Raw genomic sequence first — 17,497 nt, 5'->3', positions numbered from 1 at the left:
ATTCGCCAGAAGGCCGGGCCGGGGCGCCCGTTCAGCGCCCCGGTCCGGCCTGCGGGTTGACGGGTGGTCAGCCCGGGATCCGGACCGTGCGGTCCTTGCCGGTCCTGGTGACGCCCTGGCCGATCGCGTCGGCCACGTCCTGGGTGGTGATCAGCACCTGCTGGCCGTTCTTGGTGGTCTTCACCTTGTCGAAGATGGTGCCCACCGCCGAGGCCAGCTGGTTCATGTCCCACTTCAGCACCACGGTGCCGGTCGCGTCCGGCGCCAGCACCAGCGCCTTGGCGGCGGTGTTGCGGCCGAAGTTGAACTGGTGGGTGCCCGAGACCACCGTGACGTTGCCCGCCAGCACCTGCTTGCCCAGGCCGTCGGCGGCGGCCTGCAGCACGTCCTGGCCGACCTTCGGCTGGGCGTCGGCGACCGGCAGCACCACCTCGGCGTCCGGCTTCCCGGCCGCCCGGCCGCGGTACGCCTGCTCGACCAGGCCGGCGGCGGCCGTCGCGTCCAGCGCCTTGCCGCCGGTGCCCGGCACCACCTCGGGGCCCGAGTCGGTGAACCGGACGTAGCCCTCCTGCAGGCTCTGCCCGGACTTGGCGGCCAGGTCGTCCAGCGCCGCCTTCAGCTTCGCCCGGTCGACCCGCACCTGCGGCTCGACCGCCTTGGCGCCGCCGGTCAGCGAACCCAGCACCTCGACCGGGTTGTAGCTGTGCCGGGTCAGCGCGTCCACCGTCGCCGTGGTGTCGAAGCTCAGACCGGCGCTCGCCGGGTCCAGGGTGACCGACTGGTCGCCGATCTTCACCCGGACCGGCTGCTGCCCGGCCTTGGCCACCGCGCCGTCCAGCGCCTTCACCGCCTGGTCGCGGGAGTCGCCGCCGATGTCGGTGCCCAGCACCGTGGTGCCCTTCGGGATGTCCGACTGGTTCATCATCAGGCCCGCGCCGTACGCCGCCGCACCGAGGAACAGCACGGCGCCGAGACCGGTCACCAGCAGCTTCCTGCCGCGGCCGCCCTTCTTCTTGGCCGAACCCGCGGCCGGCGCGGCGGGCGCGGCCGGGGCCGCGGGCTTCGGCTCCCCGGTCGGCGCCTGGGCGGCCGGGGCCTGCTCGCGCTTGGGCGCCGCCGCCCGCGGACCGCCCGGGAACGGCTGCGCGGCGGGCAGGTCGGCGAACCGGCCGCCGCCGTCGCCACCGGCGGCCGGACGGGGCTTGGGGTCGCCGGCGAACGGGTCGTCGGCGAAGGGGTCGCCCGCGGAGCCCGGGGCCTTCAGGAACAGCTGGGTGGTCGGCGGGTCGGCGAACAGCTGGGTGGTCGGCGGGTCCGATATGCCGGCGCCCGGGGGCGGCTCCTCGCCGGTGATCGGGTCGAAGCCGCCGATCTGGGTGTCCTCCGGCTCCCCGGCGGAGGCCTGCGGGGCGGCGGTGAACGGGTCCTGCGGGGACGCCGCGAACGGGTCCTGCGGGGCGGCCGCGAAGGGGTCCTGCGGGGCGGCGAAGGGGTCGTCGGCCGCGGCGGGGGGCTGGGGCCGGGCGAACGGGTCCTGCGGGGACGCCGCGAACGGGTCCTCCGGGGCGGCCGCGAAGGGGTCCGCCGCGAACGGGTCGCGTCCGGCCGGGGCGGGGCGCTCGTCCTGGCGCGGCAGCGGGTGGCCGCCGGTGCGGGAGGACGCCGCCGGGTCGGCCGGGGCGAAGGGCGAGGCGGGCGCGCCGGACGGGCGCGGGGCGGCCTGCGGGGCGCCCGCGGAGGGCTGCCGGGCGGCCGGGCCGGGCCGGGCCGGGGCTGCCGGGGCCGCAGGGGCGGCGGTGGCCGGGGCGGGCTCCGGGCGGCCCTTCTGGCGCGGCTTGAACCACTCGCCGGTGGACTCCGCCTCGGAGGCCTTCGCGCCCGACCGGGGCGCGGTCGGCTCCTGCCACTCCGGCGGCAGGTTCGGCGGGGTCGCGGTGCGGCCCCCGGCGTCCATCACGCCGAGCACCGGGTCCCCGGCGCCGCCGCGGTGGCGCGGGCCGGACGGCTCCGCGGGCTTCTCGTCCTTGACCTTGCTCTGCACCACGACCGGCGGGATCGGCCGCGAACCGGGGATGTTGATCCGCACCCGGGTGGTCAGCGTGGTCTCCGTCGTCTTCGGCGCGTCGGCCTCGTCAGGGCGCGCACCGGCTGCGGGCCGTCCGGCGGCAGGGTCCGCGCCGATCCCCCCGGGCACGCCGGTGCCGTACGGCGGGGTGCCCGACGGGTACGCGTCGGGGGCGCCGCGGCGGGGCTGCGGGTGGGCGTTGTCAGATTCGCGGCTGCTCAATGCTGCTCTGCTCCGGGTTCGCGGCCGGGCCGGCCGGGCCGTCCGCTGCGTATGGGGCGGGTGACCGCCGGACGACGGCGTGCGGCGTGCGGCGGGGCGACCTGCCCCGGGGACTCAGCTGTTCACGTGTCGGCTGCGGCGAGCGCCCCCGCCACGCGAGTGGTGCCGAAGCTACCCTCCGGCCCGGCCGGGCCGGACAGGGGGGTGGCCCGCCGGGGCACCACCTTACCGACAAGGCATCCGGGCCGTCGGACGACCGGTGGATCCCGATGGTCCGGATCGCCCCGCTATGCGCTAGCGGTCGCCGTCCTTGACGGCCCGTCGGGGTTCCGGCGCCGGTGCGCCGAACAGGAACCCGGAGCGGGTCGGCAGGGTCGCGCAGACCACCCCGAGCAGCGCCCCGCCGAACAGGTACAGGTAAGCGGACGCCGTCGCGGAGAGCACCAGGTCACCCTCCGGGCGGGGCGCCAGCAGCACCGCCAGCACCACGAACCAGCCGCCCAGCGCGCACCCCGCGCCGAGCTTGGTGCCGGTCGCCCGCAGCCCCCCGTAGAACAGCCCGCCGCAGGCCGCCAGCGCCAGCAGCACGCCGAAGCCGCCCCACAGGGTCTGCACGAAAGCTCCGCACACCGACACCGCGGCGCCGAGCAGGAACAGCACGACGTACGCGGCGACCCGCAGGCCGCGCGGCGGCAGCGGCTCGGCCAGGCGCTGCGCGCGGGTGCCGAGCAGGGCGTGCGGGACGTTCAGGGGCTTCACCGCTCCACCCCCGCGAACAGGTCGGTCTCCGGGCCGCCGGGGCCGAGCGCGCCGCGCACCAGCTCGTAGTACTCGGTGGCCAGCAGCGGCTGCCCGAGGCCGTTGCTGAGCGCGAAGTGGCGGCCGGAGCCGTCCACGGTGACCTGGGTGGCGTGCGCCCGCATCGCGGCGGCCTTCGCCGCGGCGTGCGCGGCGTTGTCCAGGACGGTGGTGACCAGCCGGTCGTCCACCACGCCGGGGATCTGGTCGACCGGCGCGGTGCCCCCGAACGGCGCCTCGGCGGCCGTTCCGGCGAGCGCGGCCTCGATCACCGAACGGGGCATCCGGTTGTAGTAGACCTTGGCGATCCGCCAGGGCTCGCCCAGCTCCGGGCGGAACGCCGGGTCGGCGGCCAGCTCGTGGCCGCGCAGCGCCACCCGGTGCGCCTGGATGTGGTCGGGGTGGCCGTAGCCGCCCCTCTCGTCGTACGTCACCAGCACCTGCGGCCGGACCTCGCGGATCACCCCGGCCAGCAGGCCGGCCGCCTCGTCCACGTCCGCCCGCCAGAAGCAGGACGGGTCGTCGTTGTCCGGGACGCCCATCATCCCGGAGTCCCGCCAGCGGCCCGGGCCGCCCAGGAAGCGGTGGTCGGTGACGCCCAACTCGCGCATCGCGGCGGCGAGTTCGCCGATCCGGTGCTTGCCCAGGGTGTTGTCGCGGTCCTGCGCCAGGTGTGCCAGCTCCGGCGGGATCACCTCCCCGCCCTCGCCCAGCGTGCAGGTCACCAGCGTGACCCGGACGCCCTCGGCCGCGTACCGGGCCATGGTCGAGCCGTTGTTGATCGACTCGTCGTCGGGGTGGGCGTGCACCAGCAGCAGCCCGCGCGCGTCGGCCGGGGGTACGGAGGTCATGCCCGGCAGCTTAACGGCCTGCCCGGGGGGACGCCCCGGGCAGGCCGGACGCGCGGGCCGCTAGAGGTTGATCCCGTTGAGCATCCCGGCCAGGTTGGCCGTCACCTGCTGGATCGACGGTGCGATCGAGCTGCCCGCCAGGTAGAAGCCGAGCAGCGCGCACACCAGCGCGTGGCTCAGTTTCAGGTTCGACCGGCGGACCAGGACCACGACCACGACCAGCATCAGCAGGACGGCGGAGACGGACAAAGCCATGACGGCTCACACCCCTTCTCGGGTGCGCCGCCCCGGGGACGGGGCGGCGGGTGGGACGTTGGTCAACTGATACCCGAACAGTGACGCCCGCATGACGTTCCGTAACCCGGCCCGGGGTGTCGCGCACCCCCGCGCCGTCCGCTCCGCCCCCGGTCAGCGGCCCTCCGAACGGCCGTACGCCGCCGTTCGGGTGAGCTGCGCCGTCCGGGTGATCACCGGGGCCCGGGGCCGTAGGGTCGGCCCATGACGACCGAGAAGCCGCACGACACCTTCCCCCGGCAGTACGCCCGCACCGGGCGGTTCACCGCGGGCGCGCCCCGCTCGTTCAGCGTCTCCCCGGACGGCGCGCGGGTGCTGTTCCTGCGCTCCCGCGGCGGGGGCAGCCCGGCCAACCTGCTGTGGCGCCTCGACGTGGCCACCGGCGCCGAGAGCGTGCTCGCCGACCCCGAGGCGCTGCTCGGCGGCGGCGCGGAGGAGCTGTCCGCCGCCGAGCGGGCCCGCCGCGAGCGCAGCCGGGAGACCTCCGCCGGGATCGTCGGCTACGCCCTGGACGCGGCCGCCCGCACCGCCGCCTTCGCGCTCTCCGGGCGGCTGTTCGCGGTCGACACCATCAGCGGAGCGGCCCGTGAACTGCCCGCCGCCACCCCGCTGCTGGACCCGCGGCCCAGCCCCGACGGCACCCACGTCGCCTACGCCACCCCCGGCGGCGAGCTGCGGGTGAGCGCCGCCGACGGCAGCGGCGACCGGCTGCTGGCCGGGCCGGAGGCGGACGGGATCAGCTGGGGACAGGCCGAGTTCATCGCCCAGGAGGAGATGGGCCGCGACCGCGGCCACTGGTGGGCCCCCGACGGCAGCGCGCTGCTGGCCGCCCGGGTCGACGACACCCCGGTGCGCCGCTGGTGGATCGCCGACCCGGCCAACCCCGGCCGCCCGCCGGTCGAGGTCGCCTACCCGGCGGCCGGGACGCCCAACGCCGAGGTCGGGCTCTGGCTGCTCGGCCTGGACGGCACCCGCACCGAGATCCGCTGGGACCGGGCGGCGTACCCGTACCTGGCCCGGGTGCACTGGTCGGCGGGCGGGCCGCCGCTGCTCCAGGTGCAGGCCCGCGACCAGCGCGAACAGCTGGTCCTGGAGGCCGACCCCGCCACCGGCGCCACCACCGTGCTGGTCACCGAGCGGGACCCGGACTGGCTGGAGCTGTTCGACGGCGTGCCGGTGCGCCGGGCCGACGGGCAGCTGGTGCGGATCACCGACCGGGACGGCGCGCGGGTGCTGACCGTCGGCGAGAAGGCGCTCACCGACGCCGGACTGCACGTCCGCTCGGTGCTCGGCACCGACGGCGGGAGCGTGCTGTTCACCGCCTCCGCCGGGGCCGCCGAGTTCGAGCGCCGCCCGCCCGGCTGGCTGGGCGTCTTCGAGGCCGGGCCGGACGGCGTGCGGGAGGTCGGCGACGGCGCGCTCGGCGCGGTGCGCGGCGCGGGCACCACCGTGCTCACCACCGCCGACCCGATGCGCCCCGGCACCACCGTCACCGTGCACCGCGAGGGCGCCGAACCGCTGGTCGTCGCCTCGCACGCGGCCACCCCGCTGATCACCGCCCGGCCGGTGTTCCGCTTCGCGGGCGAGCGGCGGATCCCCTGCGCGGTGCTGTTGCCCACCGGCTACGACCCCGACGTCGACGGCGCGCTGCCCGTCCTGATGGACCCGTACGGCGGCCCGCACGGGCAGCGGGTGGTGCAGGCGCACAACCCGCACCTGGTCTCGCAGTGGTTCGCCGACCAGGGCTTCGCGGTGATCGTCGCCGACGGGCGCGGCACCCCCGGGCACAGCCCCGGCTGGGAGAAGTCGATCAACCGGCGCACCGCCGAGGTCTCCGTCCAGGACCAGGTCGACGCACTGCACGCGCTCGCCGAGCAGTTCCCGCTCGACCTGGCCAGGGTCGCGATCCGCGGCTGGTCGTACGGCGGCTACCTGGCCGCCGCCGCGGTGCTCCGCGCACCGGAGGTCTTCCACGCCGCGGTGGCCGGCGCGCCCGTCACCGAGCACGACCTGTACGACACCCACTACACCGAGCGCTACTACGGCGACCCGAACACCGAGCCCGAGGTCTACCGGGCCAACTCGCTGGTGGAGATGGCCCCTTCGCTGCGCCGGCCGCTGATGGTCGTGCACGGCCTCGCCGACGACAACGTGGTGGTCGCGCACAGCCTGCGGCTGTCCACCGCGCTGCTCGCCGCCAGGCGCCCGCACACCGTGCTGCCGCTGTCCGGGGTGACCCACATGACCCCGCAGGAGCAGGTCGCGGAGAACCTGCTGCTGCTCCAGGTCCGCTTCCTGAAGGAGTCGCTCGGCCTGCTGTGACGGCCGGTCACCGCCCGGGCCGTGACATCCGTCATGCGGAGGTCACGACGGCGGGCACTGCCGCGGACACCCCCGTTCCGGGGAGCCTTGAGGAGTCGGAGAGAACGGCTCTCGAAGGGACTTGGTTCAGATGACGACGGGAACGGGGGAGGTCGCGGCCTTCCGGAACGTCAGCAAGAGCTACGGCCGGGTGAAGGCGGTGAACGGCCTCGACCTGGTGCTGCGACCGGGCGAGACGGTCGCCCTGCTCGGCCCCAACGGCGCGGGCAAGTCCAGCAGCCTCGACCTGCTGCTGGGCCTGCGCGAGCCCGACAGCGGCACCGTCGAGCTGTTCGGCGGCACCCCGCGGGCCGCGATCACGGCCGGCCGGGTCGGCGCGATGCTGCAGAGCGGCGGCCTGATGAGCGACGTCAAGGTCCGCGAGATCGTCGAACTGGCCTGCAAGGTCCACCCCCGCGGCCACGGCGTCGACCAGGTGCTGGCCACCGCCGGGATCACCGAACTCGCCGACCGCCGGGTCGACAAGCTCTCCGGCGGCCAGGAGCAGCGCGTCCGCTTCGCCCTCGCGGTGGCCGGGGCCAACGACCTGATCGTCCTGGACGAGCCCACCACCGGCATGGACGTCTCGGTCCGCCGCCAGTTCTGGGAGGCCATGCGCGCCCAGGCCGACGCCGGACGCACCGTGCTGTTCGCCACCCACTACCTGGAGGAGGCCGACTCCGTCGCCGACCGCGTCCTCGTCCTGCACAAGGGCCGGCTGATCGCCGACGGCTCCTCCGCCGAGATCAAGGCCCGGGCCGGCGCCCGACGGATCGGCTTCGAGCTCCACCCCGCCGACGGCGCCGCCTCCGGCTCCGACTTCGACGAGGCGGTGCTGCGCGCCCTGCCCGGCACCGTCGGGCTCGACGTCAGCACCCGCGCCGACGGCGTGCGCACCGTCCGGATCCGCTCCGCCGACGCCGACGCGGGCGTCGCCGCGCTCTACGCGGCGGGCTACTACCCGCGCGGGCTGGAGGTCACCAGCCTCGGCCTGGAGCAGGCCTTCCTGACCATCACCGGCGAGCAGGACCTGGCCGAGCAGGCCGACCGCGCCGAGAGCCGCAGCGAGAGCGAAGAGGAGTACGTCCGATGATCACCCTGGTCCGGCTGGAGATCCTGCGCACCCTGCGCAACAAGCGGTACCTGATGTTCACCGTGCTCTACCCCGCCCTGCTGTACGTCTTCTTCATCAGCGCCTACGGCAACGGCGGCACGGTGGCGAACGGGGTCGCCGCGAAGTCGTACTTCATGGTCTCGATGGCCACCTTCGGCGCGGTCGGCGCCGTCCTGACCGGCTCCGCGCAGCGCATCTCGCTGGAGCGCAAGAGCGGCTGGACCCGCCAACTGCGGCTCACCGCCCTGCCCGGACGCGCCTACACCCTCGGCAAGATCGCCGCCTGCGCGGTCACCACGCTGCCCGCGATCGCCGTGGTCTTCGCGATCGGCGCGATCGAGGGCGTCGACCTCCCCGCCGTCCAGTGGCTCGGCCTGGCCGCCGCCCTGTGGCTCGGCAGCTTCGTCTTCGCCGCGCTCGGCGTCGCCCTCGGCTACGCCGCCGAACCGGACGCCGTCCAACCCGTGGTGATGATCGTCTACATGCTGATGGCGCTGTTCGGCGGCACCTGGTTCCCGGTCAGCGACTCGCTGAAGGCCTACGCCCGGTTCAACCCGGTCTACGACTACAACCAGCTGGCCTCGTTCGTCCACGGCGGGGGCGTGGCGGGCCTCCCGATCGCCGCGCTGGCCGCCTTCCTGGCGCTCTTCACCGCCGCCGCGGCCTACCTGTACCGCAAGGACGCGCGACGGGCATGATGGCCCGCATGCAGAACACCGCACCGGCCCGCCACCCCGACCAGGACGGGGAGGTCGGGCCGGACGGCCGTTGGACCACGTACCCCGGCGCGCCCGTCGACACCCGCCGGCAACTGCTGGCCAAGCTCGCCTGGACGTCCATCTGGGCACTCTACCTGGCCTACCCCGTCCAGGACCTGACGACGGGGCAGCACTCCCCGGCGGCGAGCGTCGCCGGGGGCGTCGCGCTGGTGGTCTTCCTGGCCTGCTACCTGTCGCTGATCGTGATCCGCAACCACCCGGGCTTCCGGCACGCCAGGCGCTACCTGCCGCTCGCGCTGATGGCCGTGATCGCCGTCACCACCTCGTACGCCCTGGGCGAGTCCTGGCTGACCCTGTTCACGTACACCTCGGTGTGCGCCTCGGTGATCCTCCCCGGCCGCTACGGCCTGGTCGGCGTCCTCGCCACCACCGGCGTCTTCGCCGTCGTCGGGATCACCAGCCGCGCCGACGCCGAGACCCTGGTCAGCATCGGCCTGCCCTGCCTGATGGCCGGACTCGCCATGCTCGCCATGCAGCGCCTGGTCGCCACCATGCGCGAACTGCGCGAGGCCCGGGCCGCCGTCGCCCACCTCGCCGCCTCCGAGGAACGGCTGCGCCTGGCCCGCGACCTGCACGACCTGCTCGGCCACTCGCTCTCGCTGATCGCCATCAAGGGCGAACTCACCGGACGCCTGATGGACGCCGGGAAGACCGACGCCGCCCGCGCCCAGGTCGCCGACATCGAGCAGGTCGCCCGGCAGTCCCTCGCCGACGTCCGCAGCGCGGTCAGCGGCTTCCGCCGCCCCACCCTTCCGGTCGAACTCGCCGCCGCCCGAACGGCGTTGGCCGCCAGCCAGATCGAACTCGACGCCGACCCCCGGCTCGCCGAGGAGCGCCCCGGCCTCGCCGCCGAGGAGTCCGGCGTGCTCGCCTGGGCGCTGCGCGAGGCCGTCACCAACGTCGTCCGGCACGGCGCCGGGGCCACCCGGTGCACCGTCCACCTCGACGAGACCTGGGAGGAGGACGGCCGCTACGCCGTCCTGGAGGTCGTCGACAACGGCGCCGGACCGGGCAAGTCCGGTGCCGGGAACGGCCTCTCGGGCCTCGGCGAGCGCCTGGAGCAGGTCGGCGGACGCCTGCGGACCGGCCCCGCCGACCGCGGCCGGGGTTTCCGGCTGCGCGCCCTCGTCCCGCTGCGGCCCGGCCCCAGCGGGGAACACGCTGGCGGGGAACGCCCGGGCGGGGAACGGTAATAGGCTGCCCGACGTGACGGACGGAACGGGTGGACGACCGGTGCGAGTGCTGCTCGCCGAGGACCAGGGCATGGTGCGGGAGGCGCTCGCCGCGCTGCTCTCGCTGGAGGACGACCTGGAGGTGGTCGCCCAGGTCTCCCGCGGCGACGAGGTCGCGGCGGCGGTGACGGAGCACCAGGTGGACGTCGCCGTCCTCGACATCGAGATGCCCGGCATGACCGGCATCGACGCCTGCGCGGAGGTCCGGCGGGCCCGGCCGCGGACCAAGGTCGTCATCGCCACCACCTTCGGACGGCCCGGCTACCTGCGCCGGGCGATGGAGTCCGGGGCCGACGCCTTCCTGGTCAAGGACGCACCCGCCGCGGAACTCGCCGAAGCGATCAGGCGGGTGCTGCGCGGCGAGAAGGTCATCGACCCCACGCTCGCCGCGGCCGCCCTCTCGGAGGGGGCCAACCCGCTCACCGGCCGCGAGCGCGACGTGCTGGCCGCGGCGGCGGACGGCGCGGTGAACGCGGACATCGCGGCCCGGCTGCACCTCTCCGAGGGGACGGTGCGCAACTACCTGTCGATGGCGATCCAGAAGACGGCGGCCCGCAACCGGGCGGAGGCGGTGCGGATCGCGCGGGAGAAGGGCTGGCTGTAAGGGGGACGGAGAGCGAGACCAGGGGCGCGAGGAACTGCGCGCCCAGCCACGTGCACGCCAGCCGGATCGCGATGCAGGGCGGCGAGTTGCTCCCCCAGCCCCAGGGGGCTGGGAGGTGCCCCCTTTTGGCGATCTTGCGGTGGGTGCACGGCTGGTCGCGCAGTTCCCCGCGCCCCCATCTGCACCGGCTGCTCGGGAGCCCTTTGCGCCCCCATCTGCGGCCGCTGTGCGTTCAGTTGAGGCGGTGGCGGGCCGACCTCGCCTCCAGGCGGACCTTCGCCGCGCTCTCCGGGTCGAAGGCGTCGAGGATCTTCGCGTAGGACTCCATCTCGGCGGCGCCGGCCAGGAAGTCGCCGGTCTTGACGAGCAACTCGGCCCGTTCGAGCCGCAGTTGCGCGGGGTGGCGGGGGAGCAGCAGGGCGAGTTCGGTGGCCCAGAGCTGGGTGCGGGCGTGTTCGGGGCGGTCGGCGGCCCAGCGGCGGATGTTGCCCAGGACGCGCAGCACGGTGTCCAGGGGCTGGGCCGGGGTGAGGAGTTCGGGGGTGAAGAGGTGGCCGGAGGCGGCGACCAGGCGTTCCACGTCGGGGACGTCGAGGAGCCGGCCGCCGTGGAACGGGTCCGCGAGGACGTACTCGTCGCCGCCCGCCGGGTCGCCGACCGCGACGATGAAGTGGCCGGGCAGGGCGATGCCGTGCACGGTCAGCCCGGCCCGGGCGGCCACCGCCTGCCAGACCAGCGCGAGCATGATCGGCAGCCCGCGGCGGCGCCGCAGCACCTCCGGCAGCAGCGAGGACTCCAGCCGCAGGTAGTCGGACTGGCGGCCGTGGAAGCGCTCGCGGCCGCCGAGCACCGCCGCGAGCAGCGCGGCGGTCTCCTCCGGCCCGTTCGGACGGCGCTCGGCGACGGCCTGGCGAATGGCCGCGGCGTGCCGGTCCAGGGCAGCCTGGCAGGCCGTCAGGAGTTCCTCCAGGGACGGCTGTCGGGCACTGTCGCCGGGATCGCCGAGGGTGTGCTCGGCGGCGGCGAGCAGGCACAGCAGCACCGGGTCGGGGTGTTCGCCCCGGGCTTCGGTGCGGAAGCGGGTTCTGCTCTGCTCGGTCACTGCGGCCTTCGGTTCAGCAGCGGTCGTGGCTCACTTCAGGTGGTGCACGCTACCGCTGGGGAAGGCGGGCGTAGTGGTAAGTGTGACTGGTCGTGAAGCCCAGCCGGTCGTACAGCTCGATCGCGCCCCCGTTGTCGGCCTCGACCTGCAGGTAGCCGCCGGTGGCGCCCTCCTCGGCGGCGCGGGCGGCGAGCGCGGCCATCACGGCGGTGGCCAGGCCGCGGCGGCGGGCGACCGGGGCGACCTCGACCGCGCCGAAGCAGGCCCACGGGCCGTCCACGGCGAGCCGGCCGATGGCCAGTGGGGCGCCGTCCGGACCCTCGACCCGGGCGAACCAGACCGAGGGGCCGCCGTGCAGCACCGCGGTGGCGGCCGCCTCCAGGGCGGGGTCGCCGCCCACCCGGCGGTACAGCGCCAGCCACTCGGGCCCGGCGGTGCGGGAGAGCCGGACGTCCGCGGGGCGGCCGGCGCGGGCCAGTTCGCCGAGCGGGGCGGTGCGCACCAGGGTCGGGGCCAGGGCCGCGCCGAGCCGGTCCAGTTCGGCGGCGAGCGCGGGCGGCGAGCCGGGGGAGACCACCTCGACGTACGCGGGCAGCGAACGGGCCGCGTACCACTCGCGCACCCGCTCCAGCGCCGCGGGCAGCGGCAGGCCCGGATCGCCCAGCGCCTGCACCGAGTTGGCCCGGCGGGTGAACCCGGACGAGGCGCGCAGTGTCCACTCGCCCAGCGGCTCCTGCTCGACGGCGGGCCAGGAGCGGGCGGCGGTGCGCTGCAGGTCGAGCGGGTCGACGGCGGGCGCGGCGGCGCGGCGGGCCGGGAACGGCGGGACGGGCTTGCCGGCCACCAGCAGTTCGGCCGCGAAGCGCACCGGCGCGCCGGTGCGCGGCTCGACCGTCAACCCGTCGCCGTCCCACGAGGTGAGCACGCCGATCACATCGCGGAACACCGGACGGCCCTCCGCCACGCCGTCGACACGCCGGACCGACACGCGTCGTCCCACGTCAGACGGGCCCATCCGGACCTCCGGACGGGCCTTCCACGGCTCCGGGCCGACCATCAACCGCACCTCCTGTGCATTTGCGCCCCCCGACCCGCGATACTAGGGGCGGGCATCGACGACGCCGCGCGCAAAGCGCGACCGAGTAAACAGTAGGGCGGCAGCCCTTCCGAGGAGGAACGACAGCGTGACCTACGTCATCGCGCAGCCTTGTGTCGACGTCAAGGACAAGGCGTGCATCGAAGAGTGCCCCGTGGACTGCATCTACGAAGGCGAGCGCTCCCTCTACATCCACCCGGACGAGTGCGTGGACTGTGGCGCCTGCGAACCGGTCTGCCCGGTCGAGGCGATCTTCTACGAGGACGACACCCCGGAGGAGTGGAAGGACTACTACAAGGCGAACGTCGAGTTCTTCGACGACCTGGGCTCGCCCGGCGGCGCCTCCAAGCTCGGCCTGATCGAGCGTGACCACCCGTTCATCGCGGCACTGCCCCCGCAGAACGCCGACCACTGATCGGTGGCATCCACGCTGTGAGCACCAACGACAGCACGCGCGCGCCGTTCCCGGGCCACCCGGGGGCGGCGCGCCGCGTCTCCGACCGCCTGCCGGTCTTCCCGTGGGACAAGCTCGAACCGTACAAGCGCACCGCCCAGGCGCACCCGGACGGGCTCTGCGACTTCTCCGTCGGCACCCCGGTGGACCCGGTGCCCGAGCTGGTCCAGCGGGCGCTGGCCGCGCACACCGACACGCCCGGCTACCCCACCGTGTGGGGCCCGCTGTCGCTGCGCGACGCGATCGCGGGCTGGCTGGGGCGCCGCTGCGGCGCCGAGGTCGGCCCCGAGGCCGTCCTGCCGACCGTCGGCTCCAAGGAGCTGGTGGCCTGGCTGCCCGGCCAGCTCGGCCTCGGCCCCGGCGACCAGGTCGCCTACCCGAGGCTGGCCTACCCCACGTACGAGGTCGGCGCGCTGCTCTGCGGCGCCGAGCCGGTCGCGTACGGGGACGTCAGCGAGCTGGACGGCTCGAAGGTCCGGCTGCTGTGGCTGAACTCGCCGTCCAACCCCACCGGGCGGGTGCTGGACGCGGACGAGCTGCGCCGCGCCGTCGCGTGGGCCCGGGAGCACCGGGTGCTGCTGGTCAGCGACGAGTGCTACCTGGAGCTCGGCTGGGAGGCCGAGCCGGTGTCGGTGCTGCACCCGTCGGTCTGCGGCGGCTCGCACGAGGGCCTGCTGGCCGTGCACTCGCTGTCCAAGCGCTCCAACCTGGCGGGCTACCGGGCCTCCTTCGTGGCCGGTGACCCGGTGGTGGTCCGCGAGCTGCTGGAGATCCGCAAGCACGGCGGCATGATCGTGCCCGCGCCGGTGCAGGCGGCCACCGCGGCCGCGCTCGCCGACGACGCGCACGTGGCCGAGCAGCGGGCCCGGTACGCCCAGCGGCGCAGCGCCCTGCGGGCCGCGCTGGAGGCGTACGGGTTCCGGATCGAGCACTCCGAGGCGAGCCTGTACCTGTGGGCGACCCAGGACCGGCCGTGCTGGGAGACGGTGGCCGAACTCGCCGAGCTGGGCGTCCTGGTGGCGCCCGGCGACTTCTACGGCCCGGCGGGCGACCGGTTCGTGCGGGTGGCGTTCACCGCCACCGACGAGCGGGTGGCCTCGGCGGTGGAGCGGCTCAAGCGGTAGCGGCGGGACGCGGAACGGGAGGGGCGGAGCCGGTCGGCTCCGCCCCTCCCGTCGTCCCGCGCTCGCGGGGTCAGCCGATCGGCAGGCCGCCGCCCTTGACGCCGCCGAGCAGGCCGCCGACCGGGCCGAGCACGCCGGTCAGGCCGCCCAGCGGGCTGTCGCCGCCGAGCGAGGGCACGCCGCCGAGGCGGTTGGCGGACTCGTGCTCGGTCAGGCCCTCGACGGCGCCCGCGACCGGCAGCGAGTGGAGCGCGCCGGTGACCGGGCCGAGCTTGTCGCCGGCGGGCAGGCCCTGGGTGAGCTTGTCGGTGGGCAGGCCGCGGGCGACGGTGGCCAGCGGGGTGGCGGTGGCCCGGTCGGTGGCGGGGAGGACCTTCTCGGTGACCGCCGGGGCGACCTTCTCCTCGACCGCCGGGGCGACCTTGCCGGTGAGCGTCTCCAGCGAGCCGGTCAGCTGGCCGGCCTTGCCGACCGGGCCGAGCTTGCCCAGCGCGTCGTCGGTGGACGGCAGGTTGTGCGCGACGGTGTTGCCGGCCGCGTCGGCGGCCGCCGGGCCGCCCGCCGCGAGGGTCGCGGCACCGGTGGTGCCGACCACGTGGCCCAGCTCGTGGGTGGCCCCCTGCACCGCGTCGCCCGAGTTGGGGACGTCGGCCAGCTTGGTCACGCCGGCACCCAGGTCGGTCTGCGGCACCACCTCGGTGGCGGAGGCGGCGCCCGCCGCGGCTGCGAGCGGCGCCGCGGTGGCGGCGACGAGCAGCGCGGCCTGGGCGATCCGGCGCGTGAGGGGGAGGGACATGGTGCTCCTAAGAGGTGAGGTCGACGGTCCGCCGGGCCGGGGCGCGGGGCGCTCCGCCCGGCGGGCGACGTGTATGACCGCAAGAGCACCGGGAAGGTTTCGGCCGGTCAAGGTCAAGGGTTGGCAAAGATCGGACGATCCTTTTTCGGGCATTCCGGAAGTACCGGCCGGGCGGCGGATCCCGGAGAACCGTCACTTCCCTTGGGGGCCGCGGCTTCCGGCCCCCGGCGGCGCACCGTCCCGGGGGCGGCCGCCGACCGGCCCGCCGTCAGCGGGAGTTGACGCGATTCACCCGGCGGACGGTCACCCGCACACCAGTGCGTCAACGCACCGTCAGGGCTGCGCGCCCGCCGACCGCGGCCCGGGCCTCACTTCTTGACCGGCGCACCCAGCGTCACCAGCACCCGGTCGGACGGCGCGCCCGCCAGCGGCTTCCACCCCTCGCCGGGCCTGTCCACCCGCCACACCCTGCCGTCGTACGCGACCTGCCCGACGCCCAGCTCGGCCGCCTGCGCCACCGACCAGTGCGCCAGCGCCCAGCCGGTCTGGCCCGCCCCGCCCGCGCCCGCGGTGCTCGCGGTCGGCTGCGGGGTGAGCGCCAGCACCTCGCGCGGGTCCTTGGCCGCCTTCTCGGCGCCCGCCACCGCGACCGCCTTGCCGAACTCCCGGCGCACCCGCTCCGAGAGGTGGGCCGCGTCCGGGACGGGCTGGGCCGGGTCGGTCGGGTGCGGGTCCGGCAGCCGGTGCACCACGCAGTCCAGCGAGGCGGGTTCGCGGCCGGTCAGCACCGCGGCGAGCAGCGTCGCGTTGTTCTCGTGCTTGGCGTACGCCTGCGGGTAGCCGCTGCGCTGCACCTGCTGGGCGGCGTCGGTCAGCGGCATCTGCGCGTACCCGTTGACCTTCACCAGCGCGTCCAGGAACTTGTTGGTCGCGTACACCGGGTCCAGGATCTGGTCGACCGTGCCCCAGCCCTGCGAGGGGCGCTGCTGGAACAGGCCCACCGAGTCCCGGTCGCCGCCCTCCAGGTTGTGCAGCTTCGACTCCTGGATGGCCGTCGCCAGCGAGATGGTCACCGCCCGCTCCGGCAGGCCGCGGGACATCGCCACCGCCGTGATGGTGGCCGCGTTGGCCGCCGCCGGGAGCTCCAGGGTGCCGCTGCCCGCCGCGGTGGTGACCGTGCAGCCCTCGTCGGGGGGCGTGATCTTGTCCCGGTTCAGCCACACCACCAGGCCGCCCACCACGGCCAGCGCGACCAGCCCGACCAGCACCCGCCGCCACGGCCGCCGCCGGCGCGGGACGGCGTCGTCCTGCGCGTCGTACTCGGCGTCCTCGGTCACGGGTGGCCCCTCTCAGTGGCTGATCGCGTCGCATCGGTCCCGGCCCGGCGCGCGCTGTTCGCGGACACCGTAACCGCTCGGACGGCCGTACGGGTCCGCCCGGTTGCGCGGCCGTCCGCGGAGGGGGTCCGGCGGGCCGCCGACCTTACCGGTGGAGCCGCACCTTATCGATAAGGTAACCGCCATGAGCAGCCCGAACGCGCCCCTCGACCTCTCCCTCGACGGCGGAACGCTGACCGCCCGCCTCGTCGACCTCCCGTCCGTCAGCGGTGAGGAGACCGCCCTCGCGGACGCCGTCGAGGCCGCGCTCCGGGCCCTGCCGCACCTCACCGTCGACCGGTACGGCAACAACGTGGTCGCCCGCACCCACTTCGGCCGCGACGAGCGGGTGGTGCTCGCCGGGCACCTGGACACCGTGCCGATCGCCGACAACGTGCCCTCGCACGTCGAGGGCGACCTGCTCTACGGCTGCGGCACCTCCGACATGAAGTCCGGCGTCGCCGTGCAGCTGCGGCTCGCCGCCACCCTCACCGAGGCCAACCGGGACGTCACCTACGTCTTCTACGACTGCGAGGAGGTGGAGGCCCACCGCAACGGCCTCGGCCACCTGTTCGCGACCCACCCCGACTGGCTGGCGGGCGACTTCGCGGTCCTGATGGAGCCCAGCGGCGCCGTCGTCGAGGGCGGCTGCCAGGGCAGCCTGCGCGCCGACGTCACGCTCACCGGCGTCCGCGCCCACGCGGCCCGCAGCTGGCTCGGCGACAACGCCATCCACAAGGCCGCGGAGGTGCTGCGGCGGCTGGCCGAGTACCGGCCGCGCCGGGTGGAGATCGACGGCCTGGAGTACCGCGAGGGCCTGAACGCGACCCGGATCGACGGCGGCGTCGCCGGGAACGTCATCCCCGACGAGTGCAGGATCCACGTCGCCTTCCGGTTCGCCCCCGACCGCAGCCTGGAGCAGGCCGAGGAGCACCTGCGCGAGGTCTTCGAGGGGTACCAGCTGGAGATCGTCGACGCCTCGCCCGCCGCCCTGCCCGGCCTCGGCCTGCCCGCCGCCCGGGACTTCCTGGCCGCCATCGGCGGCGAGCCCCGGGCCAAGTTCGGCTGGACGGACGTGGCCCGGTTCTCCGCCCACGGCGTCCCCGCCGTCAACTATGGCCCCGGCGACCCGAACCTGGCGCACAAGCGCGAGGAACACTGCTCGCTCGGCGCGATCGCCGAGGTCGAGCAGCGGATGCGGGACTGGCTCACCCGGTAGCGGCCGAGGG

Annotated in this window: 16 protein-coding genes; 8 read left to right on the top strand and 8 right to left on the bottom strand. The window is 75.4% G+C overall.

Going from position 1 to position 17,497, the window contains the following annotated elements; genetic code table 11:
• Window positions 1-67 precede the first annotated feature (67 nt).
• The 4 genes from ACFY00_RS08380 to ACFY00_RS08365 form a co-directional block, all read right to left on the bottom strand.
• Complete coding sequence (locus ACFY00_RS08380; protein WP_388028539.1) at window positions 68-2,287, bottom strand: peptidoglycan binding domain-containing protein; 2,220 nt, start codon at window positions 2,285-2,287, stop codon at window positions 68-70.
• Window positions 2,288-2,581: 294 nt separating this feature from the next.
• Window positions 2,582-3,046 carry a DUF6113 family protein gene (locus ACFY00_RS08375; RefSeq protein WP_388028536.1) on the bottom strand — a complete coding sequence of 155 codons (465 nt, stop codon included), beginning with the start codon at window positions 3,044-3,046 and terminating at the stop codon, window positions 2,582-2,584.
• A complete protein-coding gene (gene mshB, locus ACFY00_RS08370; protein WP_388028534.1) occupies window positions 3,043-3,936 on the bottom strand; it encodes an N-acetyl-1-D-myo-inositol-2-amino-2-deoxy-alpha-D-glucopyranoside deacetylase in 894 nt (297 codons plus the stop codon). Before mshB ends, ACFY00_RS08375 begins: the two co-directional genes overlap by 4 nt.
• 60 nt (window positions 3,937-3,996) lie before the next feature.
• The gene (locus ACFY00_RS08365) at window positions 3,997-4,191 is read right to left on the bottom strand and encodes a DUF2304 family protein (protein WP_285734564.1); all 195 of its coding nucleotides are present in this window, start codon (window positions 4,189-4,191) and stop codon (window positions 3,997-3,999) included.
• Window positions 4,192-4,434: 243 nt separating this feature from the next.
• Here ACFY00_RS08365 and ACFY00_RS08360 point away from each other — a divergent pair, with 243 nt between their 5' ends.
• The 5 genes from ACFY00_RS08360 (at window position 4,435) to ACFY00_RS08340 (ending at window position 10,320) form a co-directional block, all read left to right on the top strand.
• Window positions 4,435-6,552, top strand: a complete 2,118-nt coding sequence (locus ACFY00_RS08360) for a prolyl oligopeptidase family serine peptidase (protein ID WP_388028532.1) — start codon at window positions 4,435-4,437, stop codon at window positions 6,550-6,552.
• A 130-nt stretch (window positions 6,553-6,682) separates the two neighbouring features.
• Window positions 6,683-7,684 carry an ABC transporter ATP-binding protein gene (locus ACFY00_RS08355; RefSeq protein ID WP_388028529.1) on the top strand — a complete coding sequence of 334 codons (1,002 nt, stop codon included), beginning with the start codon at window positions 6,683-6,685 and terminating at the stop codon, window positions 7,682-7,684.
• The gene (locus tag ACFY00_RS08350) at window positions 7,681-8,403 is read left to right on the top strand and encodes an ABC transporter permease (RefSeq protein WP_388028526.1); all 723 of its coding nucleotides are present in this window, start codon (window positions 7,681-7,683) and stop codon (window positions 8,401-8,403) included. The genes ACFY00_RS08355 and ACFY00_RS08350 overlap by 4 nt, the downstream gene beginning before the upstream one ends.
• Window positions 8,404-8,411: 8 nt before the next feature.
• Window positions 8,412-9,677, top strand: coding sequence for a sensor histidine kinase (locus ACFY00_RS08345; protein ID WP_388028524.1), 1,266 nt, complete (start codon window positions 8,412-8,414; stop codon window positions 9,675-9,677).
• Window positions 9,678-9,681: 4 nt separating this feature from the next.
• Window positions 9,682-10,320: a response regulator gene (locus ACFY00_RS08340; RefSeq protein WP_388028633.1), complete on the top strand. Its 639-nt coding sequence runs from the start codon at window positions 9,682-9,684 to the stop codon at window positions 10,318-10,320.
• A gap of 232 nt (window positions 10,321-10,552) precedes the next feature.
• Here the strand turns inward: ACFY00_RS08340 and ACFY00_RS08335 are convergent, their stop codons facing one another.
• Both ACFY00_RS08335 and ACFY00_RS08330 read right to left on the bottom strand, forming a co-directional pair.
• Window positions 10,553-11,422 carry a transglutaminase family protein gene (locus ACFY00_RS08335; RefSeq protein WP_388028522.1) on the bottom strand — a complete coding sequence of 290 codons (870 nt, stop codon included), beginning with the start codon at window positions 11,420-11,422 and terminating at the stop codon, window positions 10,553-10,555.
• 49 nt (window positions 11,423-11,471) lie between these two features.
• On the bottom strand, window positions 11,472-12,410 hold the full coding sequence (locus ACFY00_RS08330) for a GNAT family N-acetyltransferase (protein WP_388028520.1): 939 nt from the start codon (window positions 12,408-12,410) through the stop codon (window positions 11,472-11,474).
• A gap of 196 nt (window positions 12,411-12,606) precedes the next feature.
• Here ACFY00_RS08330 and fdxA point away from each other — a divergent pair, with 196 nt between their 5' ends.
• Entirely contained in the window at window positions 12,607-12,933 is a 327-nt protein-coding gene (fdxA, locus tag ACFY00_RS08325) for a ferredoxin (RefSeq protein ID WP_030061559.1), read from the top strand.
• Window positions 12,934-12,950: 17 nt separating this feature from the next.
• Entirely contained in the window at window positions 12,951-14,096 is a 1,146-nt protein-coding gene (dapC, locus tag ACFY00_RS08320; protein ID WP_388028517.1) for a succinyldiaminopimelate transaminase, read from the top strand.
• Window positions 14,097-14,166: 70 nt separating this feature from the next.
• Here the strand turns inward: dapC and ACFY00_RS08315 are convergent, their stop codons facing one another.
• Window positions 14,167-14,892 carry a hypothetical protein gene (locus tag ACFY00_RS08315; protein ID WP_388028514.1) on the bottom strand — a complete coding sequence of 242 codons (726 nt, stop codon included), beginning with the start codon at window positions 14,890-14,892 and terminating at the stop codon, window positions 14,167-14,169.
• Between the two features lie 368 nt (window positions 14,893-15,260).
• The gene (locus ACFY00_RS08310; RefSeq protein ID WP_388028513.1) at window positions 15,261-16,229 is read right to left on the bottom strand and encodes a hypothetical protein; all 969 of its coding nucleotides are present in this window, start codon (window positions 16,227-16,229) and stop codon (window positions 15,261-15,263) included.
• Between the two features lie 184 nt (window positions 16,230-16,413).
• On the opposite strand from ACFY00_RS08310, the gene dapE reads away from it, so the two are divergent.
• Window positions 16,414-17,487 (top strand): succinyl-diaminopimelate desuccinylase, encoded by a 1,074-nt coding sequence (gene dapE / locus ACFY00_RS08305; RefSeq protein WP_388028511.1) that lies wholly within the window; start codon window positions 16,414-16,416, stop codon window positions 17,485-17,487.
• Window positions 17,488-17,497: the final 10 nt, after the last annotated feature.

The sequence above is a fragment of the Kitasatospora sp. NPDC001540 genome (assembly GCF_042894345.1).
GTDB classification, from domain to species: Bacteria; Actinomycetota; Actinomycetes; order Streptomycetales; family Streptomycetaceae; genus Kitasatospora; species Kitasatospora phosalacinea_C.
Note: the sequence above shows the minus strand (reverse complement) of the source record. Positions and strands in the feature narration are given on the sequence as shown.